13 protein-coding genes, 1 tRNA gene and 1 riboswitch are annotated in these 17,886 nt (G+C 71.4%); of the genes, 7 read left to right on the plus strand and 7 right to left on the minus strand.

The genetic code is table 11. The annotated features are described in order from the left end of the window. Nucleotides 1–113 precede the first annotated feature (113 nt). From OC490_RS39905 to OC490_RS39915, 3 genes are all read right to left on the minus strand, one after another. Entirely contained in the window at nt 114–2,327 is a 2,214-nt protein-coding gene (locus OC490_RS39905) for an MMPL family transporter (RefSeq protein ID WP_262062940.1), read from the minus strand. Between the two features lie 130 nt (nt 2,328–2,457). Continuing rightward, entirely contained in the window at nt 2,458–3,099 is a 642-nt protein-coding gene (gene ribA / locus OC490_RS39910) for a GTP cyclohydrolase II (RefSeq protein WP_262062941.1), read from the minus strand. A gap of 128 nt (nt 3,100–3,227) precedes the next feature. Further along, on the minus strand, nt 3,228–3,725 hold the full coding sequence (locus tag OC490_RS39915) for a MarR family winged helix-turn-helix transcriptional regulator (protein WP_262062942.1): 498 nt from the start codon (nt 3,723–3,725) through the stop codon (nt 3,228–3,230). Between the two features lie 83 nt (nt 3,726–3,808). On the opposite strand from OC490_RS39915, the gene OC490_RS39920 reads away from it, so the two are divergent. The 6 genes from OC490_RS39920 (at nt 3,809) to OC490_RS39945 (ending at nt 9,970) form a co-directional block, all read left to right on the plus strand. Beyond that, nucleotides 3,809–4,939: a dihydrofolate reductase family protein gene (locus tag OC490_RS39920; RefSeq protein ID WP_262062943.1), complete on the plus strand. Its 1,131-nt coding sequence runs from the start codon at nt 3,809–3,811 to the stop codon at nt 4,937–4,939. 104 nt (nt 4,940–5,043) lie between these two features. Next, nucleotides 5,044–6,249 carry an alginate lyase family protein gene (locus OC490_RS39925; protein WP_262062944.1) on the plus strand — a complete coding sequence of 402 codons (1,206 nt, stop codon included), beginning with the start codon at nt 5,044–5,046 and terminating at the stop codon, nt 6,247–6,249. 52 nt (nt 6,250–6,301) lie between these two features. Beyond that, nucleotides 6,302–6,375 (plus strand) — tRNA-Met (locus OC490_RS39930). Between the two features lie 138 nt (nt 6,376–6,513). Next, nucleotides 6,514–7,650: a PP2C family protein-serine/threonine phosphatase gene (locus tag OC490_RS39935; RefSeq protein ID WP_315986727.1), complete on the plus strand. Its 1,137-nt coding sequence runs from the start codon at nt 6,514–6,516 to the stop codon at nt 7,648–7,650. Nucleotides 7,651–7,802: 152 nt separating this feature from the next. Continuing rightward, nucleotides 7,803–7,959, plus strand: a riboswitch (cyclic di-AMP (ydaO/yuaA leader). Between the two features lie 11 nt (nt 7,960–7,970). Then, the gene (locus OC490_RS39940; RefSeq protein WP_262062946.1) at nt 7,971–8,978 is read left to right on the plus strand and encodes a M23 family metallopeptidase; all 1,008 of its coding nucleotides are present in this window, start codon (nt 7,971–7,973) and stop codon (nt 8,976–8,978) included. 47 nt (nt 8,979–9,025) lie between these two features. Further along, on the plus strand, nt 9,026–9,970 hold the full coding sequence (locus tag OC490_RS39945; RefSeq protein WP_262062947.1) for an aldo/keto reductase: 945 nt from the start codon (nt 9,026–9,028) through the stop codon (nt 9,968–9,970). Nucleotides 9,971–9,988: 18 nt separating this feature from the next. Here the strand turns inward: OC490_RS39945 and OC490_RS39950 are convergent, their stop codons facing one another. The 4 genes from OC490_RS39950 to OC490_RS39965 form a co-directional block, all read right to left on the minus strand. Further along, entirely contained in the window at nt 9,989–11,314 is a 1,326-nt protein-coding gene (locus tag OC490_RS39950) for a PrsW family intramembrane metalloprotease (RefSeq protein ID WP_262062948.1), read from the minus strand. Between the two features lie 49 nt (nt 11,315–11,363). After that, nucleotides 11,364–12,170, minus strand: coding sequence for a tRNA (guanosine(46)-N7)-methyltransferase TrmB (trmB, locus tag OC490_RS39955; protein ID WP_262062949.1), 807 nt, complete (start codon nt 12,168–12,170; stop codon nt 11,364–11,366). 12 nt (nt 12,171–12,182) lie between these two features. Next, nucleotides 12,183–13,442, minus strand: coding sequence for an L-2-hydroxyglutarate oxidase (gene lhgO, locus OC490_RS39960; RefSeq protein WP_262062950.1), 1,260 nt, complete (start codon nt 13,440–13,442; stop codon nt 12,183–12,185). 150 nt (nt 13,443–13,592) lie between these two features. Continuing rightward, on the minus strand, nt 13,593–15,017 hold the full coding sequence (locus OC490_RS39965) for an MFS transporter (RefSeq protein ID WP_200715240.1): 1,425 nt from the start codon (nt 15,015–15,017) through the stop codon (nt 13,593–13,595). Nucleotides 15,018–15,688: 671 nt separating this feature from the next. On the opposite strand from OC490_RS39965, the gene OC490_RS39970 reads away from it, so the two are divergent. Further along, the gene (locus OC490_RS39970; protein WP_262062951.1) at nt 15,689–17,788 is read left to right on the plus strand and encodes an asparagine synthase-related protein; all 2,100 of its coding nucleotides are present in this window, start codon (nt 15,689–15,691) and stop codon (nt 17,786–17,788) included. Nucleotides 17,789–17,886 lie beyond the last annotated feature (98 nt).

Below are 17,886 nucleotides of genomic sequence, written 5' to 3' on the forward strand. Positions count from 1 at the left end.
GCGGGGGGAGTGCTCCGTCGCCGGGCCCGGGACTTGCGCCGGGTCCCCGTCCCCACGGGATCCGGGCGCCGGGGCCGCCTCCGCTCTTGGCGGCCCCGGTCTGCGGGGTCCCGCTACGGGACCGGGGTGAGGTGGGCGGTCGGGGTGCCGGTCGGCTCGGTTGCCGGTGCCGGGACCTTGCGGCTCAGGGCCTCGCCCTCGACGTCCATGCGGGGGAGGATCCGGTTGAGCCAACTCGGCAGGTACCAGGCCTTGTTGCCGAGGAGGGACAGGACGGCCGGCACGATCGCCATCCGGACCACGAACGCGTCGAACAGGACCGCGATGGCCAGCCCGAAGCCGATCATCTTGATCATCGAGGCGCCCGCGCCGATGAAGCCCGAGAACACCGCCATCATGATCAGCGCGGCGGCCACGACCACCCGGGCGCTGTGCCGGAATCCCGAGACGATCGCCTGGCCGGGCCCGTCCCCGTGGACGTAGGCCTCGCGCATCCGGGAGACGAGGAACACCTCGTAGTCCATGGCGAGTCCGAAGACGATGCCCACCAGGAAGATCGGCATCAGGCTCATGATCGGGCCGGTCTGGTCGACGCCGAGCCAGGACGCCAGGTGCCCTTCCTGGAAGACCGCGACCACCGCGCCGAGCGCCGCGAGGACCGAGAGGAGGAAGCCGAGCGCCGCCTTCAGCGGGACCAGGAGCGAGCGGAAGACCAGGAGCAGGAGGACGATCGCCAGGCCCACCACCAGGGCCAGGTACGGGATCAGCGCGTCCTGGACCTTCTGCGCCACGTCGATGTTCAGCGCGGTCGTGCCGGTGACCTCGAAGCTCGCGCCCGCATCAGCCGCGATGTCCGGTCGTTCGTCGCGGATCGTCTGGACGAGTTGCTTGGTTCTCTCGTCGGTGGGGCTGGTGGCGGGGGTCGCGGAGAACACCGCTGTGTCGCCTGCCGTGTTGAAGCGGGCCGGTGAGACGGAGACCACTCCGTCCGTGGCCGCTATCTCCTTCGAGATCGTCGCTACGGCGGCCTTCGCGTCCTCCGCCTTCTTCGCGTCCACGACGATGGTCAGGGGGCCGTTGAAGCCGGGGCCGAAGCCTTCGGCGAGGTCGTCGTAGGCGCGGCGTTCGGTGGTGGCGGTGGACTTGGCCTCGTCACCGGGCATGCCGAGCTGGAGGTTGAGGGCGGGCAGGGCCATCGCACCGAGGCCCACGATGCCGAGCAGCAGGACGGGGATCGGGCGGCGTACGACGATCCGGGCCCAACGGCTGCCGCCGTTCTCGCCGTTGCCGCGCTTGGTCTTGTTCTTGCGGTCGCGGCGGGACAGTACGGCATTGGGCCAGAAGCCGAGGAGCGCGGGGACCAGGGTGAGGCAGATCAGGACCGCGAGGAGGACCGCGCCGGCCGCCGCGAGGCCCATCTTCGTCAGCATCGGGATGCCGACCACCGACAAACCGGCCAGAGCGATGACAACGGTCAGGCCGGCGAACACAACTGCCGAACCCGCCGTCCCGGCCGCGAGTCCGGCCGCTTCGCGAGGCGCGTGGCCCTTGGCGCGTTCCTCGCGGTAGCGGGAGACGACGAACAGGGCGTAGTCGATGCCGCAGGCGAGGCCGAGCATCGTGGCGAGGGTGCCGGTGGTCTCGGAGAGGCCGAAGGTGCTGCCCAGGGCGAGGACCCCGGACATGCTGATCGCGACGCCGATGATCGCGGTGAGCAGGGGCAGGCCGGCGGCGGCCAGTGAACCGAAGGTGATGAGGAGGACGATCGCGGCTATCGCGATACCGATGGCCTCGGCGCTGCCGCCCGCCGCGGGCTGGGTGGCGAGCGCGTCGCCGCCGACCTCGACGGTCAGGCCCGCGTCCCGGGCCGTGTCGATGGCCCGCTCCAGATGGGTCTTGGCGGCGCCGGTGAGGTCGTCGGCCTTCACCTTGAAGGTGACGGTGGAGTACGCCGTGGAGGCGTCCTTGCTGACCGCCTTCGCGGCGAACGGGTCGACGGCGGAGGCGACTTGGGAACCGTCGGCCGCTTCCGTCACCAGCTTCTCGATCGCCGCCCTGTTCTCGGTCGCGGTGACCTTCTCGCCGTTCGGGGCGACGAAGACGATCCGTGCGCTCGCGCCGTCGGCCGCCGTGCCCGGGAAGCGCTGCTCCAGCAGGTCGAAGGCCTTCTGCGACTCGATGCCGGGCATCGTGAAGCCGTCGTCGGGGGCGGCGGGGGCCTTGGTGGCGGCGAATCCGACAGCGCCGAGGACCGCCACCCACAGGAGGGTGACGAGCCAGCGCCACCGGAAGGCCACGCGGCCCAAGTGATAAAGGAGAGTAGCCATGGCTGGGGAAGGCCTCCACGTCGGCGGTCGGTCGAGATCGTGGTCTCAACCTTTCCGCCGGCCGCTCTCCGGCACGAGGGAGTGCCCTCCCGAATGGATGGTGTAGCCCGCTACACCATCCCCGTGCGGCTCAGCCCACGTTCAGCTCGGTCAGCCGGCCCAGCGGGAGCGTGTGGTGGGTCTGCAGGACCTTCGCGCGTAGATACCGGACGTTGTGGGGCGTGGTGAATACGCCGGTCGGTACGCGGTCGTGCACGTCGATGCCGAGGCCGCGCAACTGGTCCGCCTTGTCGGGGTTGTTGGACAGCAGGTCCAGGGACGTGATCCCGAGGGCCGTGAGCATCTGGGCGGCGGCCGTGTAGTCGCGGGCGTCCTCGGGCAGGCCGAGCGCGGTGTTGGCGGCGTAGGTGTCGAGGCCCTGGTCCTGGAGGGCGTACGCGTCGAGCTTGTTGTAGAGGCCGATGCCCCGGCCCTCCTGGCGCAGATAGAGCAGGACTCCGCCGCGGTCGGCTATGCGCTCGACGGCCTCGCGCAGCTGGGGGCCGCAGTCGCAGCGGGCGGAGCCGAAGACGTCTCCGGTCAGGCACTCGGAGTGCAGCCGGACCAGCGGGGTGGTGCCGGGTGCCGGCTCGCCGAGGACGACGGCGAGATGTTCCTGGCCGTCGGTCAGGCCGTGGAAGGTGACGAGTTCGGTGTCGACGCTGTAGCCGTCGTGGAAGCGCAGCGGTACCCGGACGCGGGCACGCGGGGTGGCGGCGGGGAAGTCGGGCATGCGGGTCTCCGAGTCCGAAGGGTGACGTAGCGATGTGCTTCAAAACTGAAGCACATCCACGATCACGGACCCTACCTCATGCTTGAAATTTGAAGCAACAGATTGGTGTGACGGCTCACGAGGACGGCTCACGAACACGGAGGCGTCGAGCGGCGGCGCCACGGAACGTCCTCCGGCGTCTCCAGCGCCCGCACGATGCCCGTACTGATCTCCTCCAGCTGCCCCACCTGCTCCGGAGTGAGATGGTCGAAGATCGCGGCGCGGACGGTCTCGACATGCCCCGGCGCCGACCGCACCAGCACGGCCATCCCCTCGTCGGTCAGGATCGCCGTACTGCCCCGCTTGTCCGACGGGCACCCCCCCCGCCGCACCAGCCCGTCCTTCTCCAACCGGGTCACGGCGTACGTCAGCCGGCTCCGGGTGATCTTCGACTTCTCGGCGAGGTCGGTCATCCGCAGCCGGTGGTCCGGTACGTCGGAGAGGTTGGCGAGGATGGAGTAGTACAGGTGGGGCATGCCGGCCTCCTGCTGGAGCTGCCGGTCGATCGCGTCCTCCAGGAGGTGCGTCGCGGCGATGTAGGCGCGCCAGGCGCGCTGCTCCTCGGCGGTGAGCCAGCGGGTCGTCATGCCCCCAGTGTAGTTTTGTTTCAAACTTGAACCAAGCCCCCGCCGTTTCCAAGCCCCGCCGGCCTCCCGGAGAGAGCGCGTCGATGTCTCTGCCCTACGTCCTGCTGTCCGCCGCCGTCTCCCTCGACGGCTACCTCGACGACACCGGCCCCGACCGGCTGCTCCTCTCCAGCCCCGCCGACTTCGACCGCGTCGACGAGGTCCGGGCGTCCGTGGACGCGATCCTCGTCGGCGCCGGCACCATCCGCGCGGACAACCCCCGCCTCCTGGTCAACTCCCCCGGGCGCCGCGCCGCCCGCATCGCCGCCGGCAAACCGGAGTACCCCCTCAAGGTCACGGTCAGCGGCTCCGGCGAACTGGACCCGGCGGCCAACTTCTGGCACACGGGCGGCGACAAGCTCGTTGCTACGACGGACAAGGGCGCGGAGCGGGTACGGCAACTCGGCCTCGCCGCCGACGTCTTCGCCCTCGGCCCCGACCTCGACTGGCGCCGCCTCCTTGAACACCTGCACGCCGTAAGGGGAGTTGACCGCCTGATGGTCGAGGGCGGCGGCACCGTGCACACCCAGCTCCTCCAGCAGGGCCTGGCCGACGAACTCCAACTCGCCCTGTCCCCCCTCTTCGTGGGCACCCCCGAGGCCCCCCGCCTCTTCGGCCCGGGCGCCTACCAGTCCGGCCGCCTCCGGCTGGTCGAGACCCGCCCCATCGAGGACGTCGTCCTCATGCGCTACGAACCCACCGCCCCCGGCACCGGCGACCTCCCCTCCGCCGCCGACCACCACTGGCTCGCCCTCGCCTGTGACCTGGCCGCCGACTGCCCGCCCTCGGAGACGGCGTTCAGCGTCGGCTCGGTGGTGGTGGCCGAGGACGGCACTGAACTGGCCCGCGGCCACTCCCGCGAGGCCGGCGACCCGGTGGTCCACGCGGAGGAGGCGGCCCTCGCCAAGCTGGACCCGGCGGACCCGCGCCTCGCGACCGCCACGGTCTACACGAGCCTCGAACCCTGCACCCACCGAGCCTCCCGCCCCAAGCCCTGCGCCCGCCTGATCCTCGACGCGGGTGTACGGCGTGTGGTGACGGCCTGGCGCGAGCCGGACACGTTCGTGACGGCGGCCGACGGGAGCGGGGCGCTGGCCGCGCAGGGGGTTTCCGTGGTCGTACTCCCGGAGTACGAGGAGCGGGCGAAGGCGCCGAACCGGCATCTGCCCGGCTGATCCACACCCTGTGGACGCACGACCGGCCCATCAGATCCTGCGCCCCACCGCCCACCGGGTCACGCTCGCAGTGAACCGGTGCGGACAAGGTGGAGGTAGGACAGATGAGGGCAGTGGCGGTGCTGGGCGCGTCCGTGGCCGTAGGGCTTCTCGCCTCGTGCGGGGCGGCGGACACCGGTACGCGGACCATGGCGAGGGCGCTGCCCGCCGGCGCGGCGTTCACGCACCCCGGAGTGCTGGTCAGCAAGGCGCAGTTGGACGCCGTACGGAAGAACGTGACGGCCGGGAAGCAGCCCTGGCTGAAGGCGTACTTCGGGATGCGGGACAGCAAGTACGGGTCGTACAAGTACACGGCGAAGCCCTACGCCGACGTCGACTGCCCCTGGAACGGCAAGGCCGCGCACGGGTGCGTCGAGGAGCGCGAGGACGCGATCGCCGCGTACACGCAGGCGCTGCTGTTCAGCATCACCGGGAAGCAGCACCACGCGCTCAAGGCGCGGGAGATCATGGACGACTGGTCGGCGAAGATGAAGGAGCACACCTCCGAGGACGCCGGGCTGCAGACCGCGTGGGCCGGGTCGACCTGGGCGCGGGCGGCGGAGATCGTGCGGTACACGCCGGGGGCCGGGTGGCCGGTGGACCGGGTGCAGCGGTTCTCGACCATGCTGCGCACCGCGTACCAGCCCGAGGTGACGAAGGACCTGCCGGACTACAACGGCAACTGGGACCTCGCGATGACGGACGCGGCGATCGGCATCGCCGTCTTCCTCGACGACCACAAGGCCTTCGACGCGGCCGTCGCCCGCTTCCGCGACCGCGTGCCCGCCTACTTCTATCTGGAGAAGGACGGCAAGGTGCCGCTCACCCCGGCCCGCTCCACCGTCAACACCCCGCAGAAGCTGACGACGTACTGGTTCAAGCAGACCACCTTCAAGGACGGCGTCGCCCAGGAGACCTGCCGCAACTTCAAGCACGTCGGGTACTCGCTGGCGGCCACCGGGCACATCGCCGAGACCGCCTGGCACCAGGGCGTCGACCTCTACGACGGCGTCAAGGACCGGCTCAAGGCGGCCCTCGAACTCCACGCCCGCTACCAGCTCGGCGAGCCCGCGCCCGCCTGGCTCTGCGGCGGCAAGGTCGACCGGAACATGGGGCCCGACCTGGAGGTGCCGCTCAACCACCTGGAGGACCGGCTCGGCATGAAGGTGCCCGCTGCGCACCGGCTCGCCGAGACGACCCGGCCGGCCGGCAGCGACGACCTCTTCGTCTCCTGGGAGACCCTCACGCACGCCGGTAACTCCGCCGACTGAAACGTGTGTGACATCGGACCCCGCGGATGGCGTATAGTTGGGAACACAACGGCGCGGGGTGGAGCAGCTCGGTAGCTCGCTGGGCTCATAACCCAGAGGTCGCAGGTTCAAATCCTGTCCCCGCTACTAAGGCCAAGGGCCGGAGTCCAGAAACGGATTCCGGCCCTTGGTGTTTCTCCCCCATCCTTCTCCCCCTGTCGGCCCACCCCGCTCGCCACCCTCCCCCCACCGGGAAAAACTGGACGCGTGGAGGAGGGTCCGTATGTGCGAGCCGGCGGGCGCCTGCCCGGCGATCCCGTGCCCGACCCCGGCCTCGGCCCCGACGAGGGGCGGCGGACCGCCCGCGTCCTCGCCCTCGTCCGCCGGCTGCCCGCGCTGCTGCTGATCGTCGGTGCCTGCTACGACTACCTCACCCCGCAGGACTTCACGGCGGCCCCCTTCTTCACCGCCGCCCCGCTCGTCGCCGCCCCGCTCTACTCGCGGCGCGGCACCGTCCTCACCGGCCTGGCCTCGGTCGCCGTCGTCCTCGTCATCCACATCAGGCTCGGCATCGTCCTGCGCATCGACGCGGTCACCGAGGTGGCCACCGTGGCCACGGTCGCCGGTCTCGCCGTCCTCATCAACGCCCTCGTCCGCCGCAGCAGCGAACAGCTCGCCTCCGTGCGCGAGATCGCCGAGGCCGCCCAGCGCGCGGTACTGCCCGAACCGGCCGAGCGCATCGGCGGGTTCGAGATCGCCGCGCGCTACGAGGCGGCACAGGAGGGCGCGTTCATCGGCGGCGACCTGTACGCGGTGCAGGACACCCCGCACGGCGTACGGCTGGTCGTGGGCGACGTACGCGGGAAGGGCATGGGCGCGGTCGCCGCCGTAGCGGTGGTCATCGGGGCGTTCCGGGAGGCAGCCGAGCAGGAGAGCACCCTGGAGGCGGTCGCGCAGCGGCTGGAACGGGCGCTGGCGCGCGAGGGCACCCGGCGCGACGGACTCGACGCGTTCGAGGGGTTCACCACGGCCGTCCTCGCCGAACTCCCGCACGGCGACGGCGTCTTGCGGATCGTCGACCGGGGTCACCCGCCACCGCTGCTCCTGCACGCGGACGGCACCGTGGAGACCCTGCTCGTCAAGGAGCCCGCACTGCCGCTGGGAATGGGTGAGTTGGGGTTCTGGCCCGACCGGGCCGAGGAGTTCGCGTTCCCCGGCGGCGCCACCCTCCTCCTCTACACCGACGGCCTGTCCGAGGCCCGCGACTGCCACGGCGTGTTCTACGACCCCGGGGAGCGGCTGGCCGGCCGGACCTTCCGCAGCCCCGAGGCGCTGCTCGGCATCCTCGCCAAGGAGGTGCGCCGCTACTCCGGCGGCGGGATGACGGACGACATGGCGATGATCGCCGTACGCCATCCATGACCGGTCAACTCACCCGTTTTTCGCCGGTCATGGGCTCTTCGTCCAGCAAGGAAAGGTTAATGATCAAGCGATCGGGCTTGGAAACGGGCGCCCGTGTCTATTAACGTTCGATAACGCAGCACGGTCGTCCCAGCCGTCACAAGAGACAGCTCCGTGCGCACGCGCCGAATCCCGCAAGGGAACCGGGGAACCACCACTTGGGGTGAATCGCTCGTCGACAGTCGTGGCAACACGACCGGTTTACGCGCGTAGGAGACCTTCCTGCTCCGAACCCGTCAGCTAACCCGGTAGGCGAGAAGGAAGGAAAGGAGTACGCCCACGTGGCGTCCAACCAGGCTGCCCCAGAAGCCCCGTTCGTCTACGGCGGTTTCCGCCCCGACGAGGGACCCTGGGAGGAGTGGAACCCCAGCGCGGAGTCCGTTCTTCCCAACCGCGGCAAGCACCGTGTCGCCAAGCAGCGTGGTGGCGGGGGATTCGCCCGCAGCTCCACCGTCCTGGGCGTCGGTGTCATAGCCGCCGTGAGCGCCGGCGGGATGGCCAGCGCCAACACCGGCAAGCCGCCCGTCTCGATCTCCCTGCCCGACCTGCCCTCCGTGGGCCATCTGCTGGACGACTCCTCCAGTACGCCGAAGGGTTCCGCGACCGCGCTCAGCAGCGTCGGCGTGACCACCACCGAGACCGCCAAGGGCACCTCGGACGCGGGTGAGCTGCTGCGCAACCGGATCATGGAACAGGCCGAGCTCCAGCAGCTCCAGGTCGACGGCAAGTCCCAGGCCGCCGCCGAGGCCGCCGTCGCCAAGCAGGTCGACGCCGCCGCCGCGAAGGCCGAGAAGGACGCCGCGAAGAAGGCCGCCGACGCCAAGAAGGACGCCGAGGCCGCCGCCAAGAAGAAGGCCGAGGCCGCGAAGCTCGCCGCGCTCGCCAAGCAGTACACGCTGCCGGTCGGCTCTTACACGATCACCGGCACCTTCGGCCAGGCCGGCTCCATGTGGTCCTCCGGCTACCACACCGGCCTCGACTTCGCCGCCCCCACCGGCACGCTGATCAAGGCCATCCACAGCGGCACGGTCACCGAGGCGGGCTGGGCCGGGTCCTACGGCTACCGCACGATCCTCACCCTCGACGACGGCACCGAGCTGTGGTTCTGCCACCAGTCCTCGATCAACGTCAGCGTCGGGCAGAAGGTCGCCACCGGTGACGTCATCGGCCGCGTGGGCGCGACCGGCAACGTGACCGGACCGCACCTCCACCTGGAGGTCCACATCAACGGCGCGGCCACCGCCAGCGACCCGGCGCCCTGGCTGCGCAGCAAGGGCCTCAACCCCTGACCCGCCTGTTGGAATATCCGGTTCCGGCCCGGCTGTTGACGTAGAGCATGACTTCTCTTCGCAAGCTGGGCCGGTCCGACCTGGAGATCTTCCCGCTGAACCTCGGCGGCAACGTCTTCGGCTGGACCGCGGACGAGGCGACCTCCTTCGCCGTGCTGGACGCCTACGCCGCCGTGGGCGGCAACTTCATCGACACCGCCGACTCCTACTCGGCGTTCGCCCCGGGCAACCAGGGCGGCGAGTCCGAGACCGTCATCGGCAAGTGGGTCAAGGCCCGCGGCAACCGCTCCGACGTCGTCATCGCCACCAAGGTCAGCCAGCACCCCGAGTACCCGGGCCTGAGCGCCGCCAACATCAGGGCCGCCGCCGACGCCTCGCTGAGCCGCCTGGGCACCGACCACATCGACCTCTACTACCCGCACTTCGACCAGGTCGAGGTGCCGGTCGAGGAGATCGTCGGCGCGCTCGACGAACTGGTGAAGGCGGGCAAGGTGCGGCACATCGCCGCCTCCAACATCTCGCCCGAGCGCCTGCAGGCCTCCCTCGACTTCTCCGACCGCGAGGGCCTGGCCCGCTATGTCGCGATCCAGCCCCACTACAACCTGGTCTCCCGCGACACCTACGAGGGCGAACTCCGGGACGTGGCCGAGCGGAACGGCCTGGCGGCGCTCCCCTACTTCTCCCTCGCGGCCGGCTTCCTCACCGGCAAGTACCGGCCCGGTACGACCGTGGACAGCCCCCGGGCCGGACGTGCCGAGCAGTACCTCGCCTCGGAGCGCGGCCAGAAGGTCCTGACCGCCCTGGACGAGGTCGCGCAGGCCCACGACGCCTCCGTCGCGACGGTCGCCCTCGCCTGGCTCGCCGCCCAGCCCACGGTCGCCGCACCGATCGCCTCCGCCAGGACCGTGGACCAGCTGCCCGACCTGCTCGCCGTGGCCGAACTGGCCCTCACGGACGCCGAGATGGAGCAGCTGACGCAGGCGTCGGCCTAGAGCCTTCCGAGGGGTTCGTCAGGACCGGTACGGGTTGTACGCGGACGCGGGATACGACGCCGCCGTGTTTCCGTACACCCCGTACACCGGCCACGGCGGCACCACCACCGGCGCCGGTGGCGCGATCCGCCGCGCCGCGTACTCCAGCGCGGGCCGCGCCACCTCCCGCCGCCGCCACAGCTCGTGCAGCAACTCCCTTTCCCGTACGGCGAAGTCGGCGCCGGCGCGGCCCCGCGCGGCCCGGTACCGCAGGAACGCCAGGGAGGTCGCGCAGGCCTCGTAGCGGGCCACCGAGCGGGCGGCGGGGCGGCCGAGATGGTGGCCGGCGTACTCGCGGGCCAGCCGGCGGGCCCGCATCGAGCCGAGCACGAACGGTTCGCTCGGGGCCAGCCAGCCCGCGAGCACATACACGGGCAACTCCTCGCGCACCGCGCGCAGTTCACGCTGCCGGGTCCAGACCGCGAGCCAGGTCAGCAGACCGAACGCGGGCACCATGAACAGGCCGTAGACCTCGAAGAAGCCGTACTGGCCGAACGTCGAGGAGCCGTTCCAGACCGCGTGCATGCCCATCGCGAGCAGCAGTCCGGTCATGGGGAGCAGGACGCGCCGGACGTGCCGCCGGTCGGGGAAGCGGGCGGCGAGGCCGAAGCCGATGCCGGTCAGGACGGTGAACAGGGGGTGCGCGAACGGGGACATGACGATGCGCACGAAGAACGTCGCCGCGGTCACGGAGGTGAAGCCGCGGTCCCCGGTGAGCTGGTCGGTGCCGAAGGCGGTGCCCAGGTAGAGGATGTTCTCGGTGAACGCGAAGCCGGTGGCGGTGACCCCGGCTATCACCACCCCGTCGACGATCCCGGTGAAGTCCCGTCTGCGGAACAGGAAGACGAGCAGGACGGCCGCCGCCTTCGCCGACTCCTCCACGATCGGGGCTATCACCGTCGCGCCCAGGGTGTCCGCGCCGGTCGGGTCGGCGGTCGCCGTCGCTATCCATCTCGTGGCGAAGCTGTTGGCGACGATCGCTATCAGCGCGGCGGCACAAGCGCCCCAGGCGAAGGAGAACAGGAGATTCCGCCAGGGGCCGGGGTCTACCCGGTCCAGCCAGCGGAACGCGGCGACGAGCAGCGGCACGGGCAGCACGGCGAGCCCGAGACCCACCAAAAACCCTTCCGTGCCGGTCTGTTGGCGCACCAGGGCGAGGATGACGAGCCCGGAGAGCGCGAGCAGGGTGATCAGCGCGCCGTAACGGACCCCCGTCCGGTGCCACCAGCGCCCGCGCGGCACGTGCCCGGGCACACCACCGGCCGGGTGGCCGGGGTGTGGGGGGTACTGGGAATACGTGGCCACGGCATCGACCCTAACGAGGTAAGGGCACGGCCCGCGAGGGAGCCTGGCTTCAGCGCTGGTCGTCGTGGGGTACGCGACGGAACAGCAGATCGTTCACGACATGACCCTTGTCCAGTCCCTGCCCCTCGAAACGGGTCAGCGGCCGGAAGTCCGGACGAGGCGCGAAATCGCCGTCGGGTTGGCTGTTCTCGAAGTCCGGGTGCGCGCCCAGCACTTCGAGCATCTGCTCCGCGTACGGCTCCCAGTCCGTCGCGCAGTGCACGGTCGCCCCGGGTTTGAGCCGGGTCGCGGCCAGCGACAGGAACTCCTCCTGGATCAAGCGCCGTTTGTGGTGCCGCTTCTTCGGCCAGGGGTCCGGGAAGTAGACGCGCAGCCCGTCGAGCGAGTCGGGGGTGAGCATCTCGCGCAGCAGGATGATCGCGTCCCCGTTGGCGACCCGGATGTTGGAGAGCCCGTGGTGGTCGGCGAGGCCCAGCAGATTGCCCTGGCCCGGGGTGTGCACATCGGCGGCGAGGATGTTCGTCGCCGGGTCCGCGGCGGCCATCTGCGCGGTGGCCTCACCCATCCCGAAGCCGATCTCCAGCACGACGGGGTTGTCGTTCCCGAACAGCTCCCCGAAATCGACGACCCGCTGCCCGTCGATGTCCAGGCCCCACTTGGGCCACAACCGCGTCAGCGCGTCCGCTTGGCCTGCGGTTACCCGGCTCCTGCGCGGCTGGAAACTTCGGATGCGGCGCTCGAAGTGGGAGCCGGCGGGGTCGGGCTTGGGGCCGTCGGGGAAACGGGGTTCGTCCCTGCCACGGGTGCGCTGCGTGGGCTGGGCGGGAGCGTCGGGGATGTTGGGGGAGTCAGACACAATGGGTCGATTTTACGGGGAACCGGGAGCCGCCGGCCGCACCGGGAGCCGGATGCCCTCCTCCTGCCCCAGCACGGCCAGTGCCCGCCGGGCCACCTCTCTCCCGATCGGCAGCGAGGCGGTCGCCGCCGGGCTCGGGGCGTTGAGGACGTGCACCGCGCGCGGGCCCTCCTTGATCAGGAAGTCGTCGACGAGGGTGCCGTCCCGGAGGACGGCCTGGGCGCGTACTCCGGCTGCCGAAGGAGTGAGGTCGTCGGGTGTCACTGCGGGGAGAAGTCGTTGTACGGCGGTGGTGAACGCGCTCTTGGACACCGACCGCCGCAGCTCCCCCACCCCGTACCTCCAGTGCTGCCGCGCCATCCGCCACACCCCGGGCCAGGCCGCCGTCGTCGCGATCTCCCGGGGGCGTACGACACCCCAGCCGTAGCCCTCGCGGGCCAGCGCCGGCACCGCGTTCGGACCCACGTGCACGCTGCCGTCGATGCCGCGCGTGAGGTGCACACCGAGGAACGGGAACGCCGGGTCCGGCACCGGATACACCAGGCCGCGCACCAGCTCGGGCCGCGTCAGCGTGTAGTACTCGCCGCGGAACGGCACGATCCGCATCCCGGGGTCGTCACCGGTCAGCCGGGCCACCTCGTCGCACTGCAGCCCGGCGCAGTTCACCAGCACGCGCGCGCGGACGATGTCTCCACCCCCGGCACCGTCCGTCGTCCGGACGGCGACCCCGCGCTCCGGGCGCCGGTCGACATGGGCGACGCGGGCGCCGTAGCGGATCTCGGCGCCGGAGGCCTCGGCCAGGTGCCGGGCGACCGCGACGTAGTCACAGATCCCGGTCGTCGCGACCTCTATGGCGGCGAGTCCGCGCACCTCCGGTTCGTACTCGGGGATCTGGGCCCCGCCGAGCTCGCGCACCGGGATGCCGTTCTCCCGGCCGCGCTGCACGAGCGCGTGCAGACGGGGCAGCTCGTCGCGCTCCGTGGCGACGATCAGCTTGCCGGTGACGGCGTGCGGAATGCCGTACTCCGCACAGAACTTGACCATCTCGGCGGCACCGCCCACCGCGTACCGCGCCTTGAGCGAGCCGGGCCGGTAGTAGATCCCGCTGTGGATCACCCCGCTGTTCCGCCCCGTCTGATGCCGGGCGGGCCCCGCCTCCTTCTCCAGGACGGTCACCCGCGTCCCCGGCGCGGCGCGGCCGATCGCATACGCGACCGACAGCCCGACGATCCCACCCCCGACCACGAGCACATCACAGTCGTACCCGACCACCGCGCACCACCTCCCGCATCCGATAGTGCACTGCACCACTGACAGCCACTTCAAACGCCGGGAGGGCGAGACGCGCCCAAGGGGCGCGGGGAACTGCGCGACCAGCCACAGCGCACCCGCACACGCAAGACGCACAAGCCACGCAGACGACTAGGCGGGCGCCATCAACAACGGCCGAGCCCTCTCCCGCAGCTCGACAACCCGAGGCTCATCCCCATACGGCTCCAGCCGATGCAGAAGATCCTTCACATACTCGGTGGTCCGAGCCGACGAGATGCGCCCAGCGACCTCCACCGCCCGCACCCCCTGCTCACAAGCCGCATCAAGATTCCCCGACTCCAACTCGGCAACCGCGGAAACCACCAGCCGGAGCCCGTGCGACCGCACGAACTCCTCCGTCGGCTTGGACAACGCCTGCTCGGTGAACCGCCGCACCTGCCGAGGCGCCTTCAGATCCCGGTAGCACTCCGCCGCGTCCGCCGCGAACCGGTCGTAGCCGTAGAACCCGAGCCAGGACGGATCGTTGTCACCCTCCCGGGACCGCTCAAGCCACCCCTCGGCAGCCTTCAGCGCCGCACCGGCCGCCTGGGCGTCCCCCGCCTTCGCGTGGGACCGCGCCTCGACGAGCCGGAAGAAGCTCATCGTGCGGGCAGTCGCAAGCCCACGGTTGCGTTCGAGCGCGGCCTGCGCGAGGTCGACACCCTCGTCGCCGAACCCCCGATAGGTCGCCTGCAACGACATCGAGGCCAGGACATAACCCCCCAGCGGTACGTCCGCCGCCGCGCGGGCCAGCCGCAGCGCCTGGATGTAGTACCGCTGCGCCGCCTCCTGCTGCCCGGTGTCGAACGCCATCCACCCGGCGAGCCGGGTGAGTTCGGCGCTCGCGCCGAACAGCGCTCTGCCGACCTCGTCGGAGTACGAGCCGAGCAGCAGCGGTGCCGCCTCCACCCGCAGGCACTCCGGCACCATCGACGAACGCCAGTCGCCGCCCCCGTACTTGGAGTCCCAGCGCCTGGCGTCCTCCGCGGCTTCCCGCAGCTTCTGCACATCGCTGTGGCCGACTTTCAGCGGTGCCCCGGAGCCCTCCGCGGAGTTGGCCTCCCGCGCCACCGAACTGTCGGCCGGGGTTATCAGCCACCGTGAGGCGGGCGTTGCGTATGCGCTGACTGCGAACGACCCGGCGAGGGACTGCCAGATGCCGCCCGAGCCGGCCCGGCGGCCGGCGAGGTCGAGTCGGTACAACTCCGTTGCGGAACGCACGGCTTGACCGACGTCCCGGGGGAATGCGAGGCCCACTTCCGGCGCGGGATCCGCGTCCGCCAGGCCGATCTCGTGGAGCGGCACCGGGCGGCCGAGCTTCTGGCCGATGGCCGCCGCGATGAGGTGCGGGGCGGCGCCCTGGGGCACCATTCCCTTCGACACCCAGCGCGCCACCGACGTCTTGTCGTAGCGAAGTGTCAACCCGCGTTGAGCGCCAAGATCGTTGACGCGACGCGCGAGTCCTGCGTTGCTGATTCCCGCGAGGGCGAGAACGGTGCCGAGTTTTTCGTTCGGCCCGCGTTGCTCCCTGGACATGCGCCACCCCTCGACACAGACGGCTGCCGCGCTGGCATAACCATGCGGCATTCGTAAACCCAGCGTAGTTCGCCGCATCCCAAGCGTTAAGGGGCATTGTTCCGGATGGCGGGATTGTGGTCCGTACGCGAGTGCGGGGTTTGCACGGAGGGTTGCGACGTGCCCCCGCCGTGTGGCCGTGCGCCCGTCCGTGCGCTCTTCTCCGGCCATCGCGGGAGCGCTTCGATGGATCGTGCGTGGGTCGGCCCGCTGTACTGGATCCAGTGGGCTGGGGGACACCGCCGCCTACATCCCCGCGGGCGGCGGACCGGTCCGGGAGGCGTACTCCGCCTCCCGGACTGTGCGCGGTACGAAGCGGTGCGCACGGTATGTACGGAGCGTGCGCGAGCCTGTGCTCGTAACACCGATTTGGCCGAAAATCACCCCCGCCTCTCGGTGCCGAATACCGCTCCTACCACGGGAGTTGAGGGCGCGTTAGGGGTTTTGGGGGAGCGTATCGGGGGCGCATTCGCGTCGCGGACGTAGGGTCGTCCTTGTCCGGTTGTCCCTCGTCCAGGGCGTCTTCACGCGATCTCAAGCGGCTTCTCCGGCCCTCCGGAAGGCGTCCTTCATGGCAGCATGGTGCCCAGTTCGTGCGGTGCACTGGTTGTCCACAGCCTGTGGAGGCGTCGATGCGGTGGTTGGTGGGATGGAGCAGTACCGCCGCTGGAGCCGCCACGATCGGTTCCGCGGGGGCGACCGGACTCGACGGTGAGACGGTCCATCCGGTCGGCTCCCAACTCCTGTGGGGAGACCCGGATCCGCTCTGGGCGGTCGGCGACTGGCGGCCCGACGAGGTGCGCGTCGTCAAGGTCGACGCGGAGACCCGCATCGCGGTCCTCGGCACCTGCGGCGCCACCGACGAGGAGCTGCGGCTGAGCCTGTTCTCCGCGCGCGGAGGGGCACTTCGGCATCTGACGGCCTGGTCGGGGAGTTACACGGCGGTCGTCAAGGTCAACCGCCGCACCATGGTCTGCGGCGATCTCGCGGGCGCCAAGCCGGTGTTCTACACCCCCTGGGCCGGCGGTACGGCCTACTCCACGGCCGCGCTCCCGCTCGCCGACCTCATCGAGGCCAACCTCGACTTCGGGCACCTGGCGGCCCTGCTCGCGGCCCCCGACGTGCCCGCCGCGCTGCACGACTCCACTCCGTACGACGGCGTGCGGCGCATTCCGCCGGGGCATGCGCTGATCCTGCGCGCCGGGGCGCGTGAGATCGCCGGGTACGAGCCGGTCGCCTCCCTCGCCGTCGCCGCCGCGCCCGTCGACCCCGACAGTGCGGTGGACGCCGTACGGGACGCACTGGTCGACGCGGTGCGTGCGCGCCTGTCCGCGCCCCGGCACGTTCCCGACATCGACCCGGGGCCGGTGCCCGGCATGGGGCCCGCCGAACGGCGTGCCGCGCGCGGGATGCCCGTCCCCGGCATCGGCGCCGACCTCTCCGGGGGGCCCGCCTCCGGAACGCTGGCCCTGCTCGCCGCCGGACTGCCGGGCGCACCCGGCACGGTCCTCGGGCACGGCACCGGCGCGGGAGAGCGGCTCCTGGCTGTCACCTTCAACGACCTCGCCGTCCGCGGACGCGAGTCCGAGGTGGAGCGCGCGGGCACCCTCGCCGCCAACCCCCGCCTGCACCACGTGGTGGTGACCGGCGGCGAGGACGTCCTGCCGTACGCCGAACTCGACGGCCCCCTCACCGACGAACCCGGCCCCTCCCTGATCACCGCCGCCCGCCACCGCGCCCGGCTCGCCGCGGGCAGCGCCGACCACTTCACCGGGTACGGCGCCCGCCAGGTCCTGGACGCGCACCCGGCCCGCCTCGCCGACCTCCTCATGGACCGCAAACGGCGCCATCTGGTGCGCCCGGTGGCCGCGTTGGCGAAGGCGGACGGTTCGGTGATGGTCCCCGCGCGCGTGTACGGCGCGGCCCGCCGCCTCGCCCGGACCCCGTACGGCGCCGGGCTCGAAGTCCTCGCCGACCGGCTGATGAACCAGCGTTTCGACGAGCCCGGCGGTGCCGTCGGGGCCTCCCTGGCCGCGCTCACCTGGGCCAGACCGGGGCCCGCGGCGCGGTGGCTGACCGGTGAGGCCCTAGCTGAAGTATCGGTTCGCCTACAAGGGGCGCCCAGCCGTCAGGGCCAAGGGGTCGGCCCGGGACAGCGCCCGGGCGACTTCCGCGCGCGTGCCGCACTCGCCAGGCACGCGGGAGACCTGCGCGTCCTGGAACAGGCCGCCGAGATCCGCTCCCAGCGGCTCCACATGCCCTTCCTCGACAACCAGGTGGTCCGGGCCTGCCGGACCCTTCCCGAGGCGCTACGCGTCCAGCCAGGGGCCCGCGCGGCCATCCTCCGTACGGTCCTGGAGGGCGCCGGCGTCGGCGACCTCCCGCCCGGCTGGGGCGCCCCCTCCCACGCCTCGGCGGCAGCCGCGTCCCGCACCGGCCTCCGGGTCGCCGCGGACTCCCTGATGGCCCTCTTCGACACACCCCTGCTGGCGCAGGCCGGCCTGGTGGAGGCCCGCGTCGTCCGCAAGGCGCTGCGCGCGGCGGCCCAGGGCGAACCACTGCCCCTGGACGGCCTCGCGGACCTGGTCTCCCTGGAGTTGTGGCTCGGCCGGCTGCTGGCCCGCCGGGGCACCTGCTGGACGGGAACACCGGCACGCGCGCGTGCGGTACCGGCGGGGATCAGGCCGCAGCGGGGGGCACTGGCATCGGGTGGGGGAGCGGGAGTGGCCTGAGCGCCCCGCTCCCCGACGAAACCTTGGGCAGCGCACCGGACCTTGGGCAGCGCACCGACACAAACCGCCCCAACCGCGGGCCCCGCCCGCAAACGCCG

The sequence above is a fragment of the Streptomyces sp. STR69 genome, assembly GCF_024519455.1.
GTDB lineage: Bacteria > Actinomycetota > Actinomycetes > Streptomycetales > Streptomycetaceae > Streptomyces.

Bases quoted from the DNA above. Each gene is read 5' to 3' on its own strand.
- OC490_RS39905 (WP_262062940.1), bottom strand. From the start codon at position 2,327: ATGGCTACTCTCCTTTATCACTTGGGCCGCGTGGCCTTCCGGTGGCGC.
- ribA (WP_262062941.1), bottom strand. From the start codon at position 3,099: ATGCCCGACTTCCCCGCCGCCACCCCGCGTGCCCGCGTCCGGGTACCG.
- OC490_RS39915 (WP_262062942.1), bottom strand. From the start codon at position 3,725: ATGACGACCCGCTGGCTCACCGCCGAGGAGCAGCGCGCCTGGCGCGCC.
- OC490_RS39920 (WP_262062943.1), top strand. From the start codon at position 3,809: ATGTCTCTGCCCTACGTCCTGCTGTCCGCCGCCGTCTCCCTCGACGGC.
- OC490_RS39925 (WP_262062944.1), top strand. From the start codon at position 5,044: ATGAGGGCAGTGGCGGTGCTGGGCGCGTCCGTGGCCGTAGGGCTTCTC.
- OC490_RS39945 (WP_262062947.1), top strand. From the start codon at position 9,026: ATGACTTCTCTTCGCAAGCTGGGCCGGTCCGACCTGGAGATCTTCCCG.
- OC490_RS39965 (WP_200715240.1), bottom strand. From the start codon at position 15,017: ATGTCCAGGGAGCAACGCGGGCCGAACGAAAAACTCGGCACCGTTCTC.
- OC490_RS39970 (WP_262062951.1), top strand. From the start codon at position 15,689: ATGCGGTGGTTGGTGGGATGGAGCAGTACCGCCGCTGGAGCCGCCACG.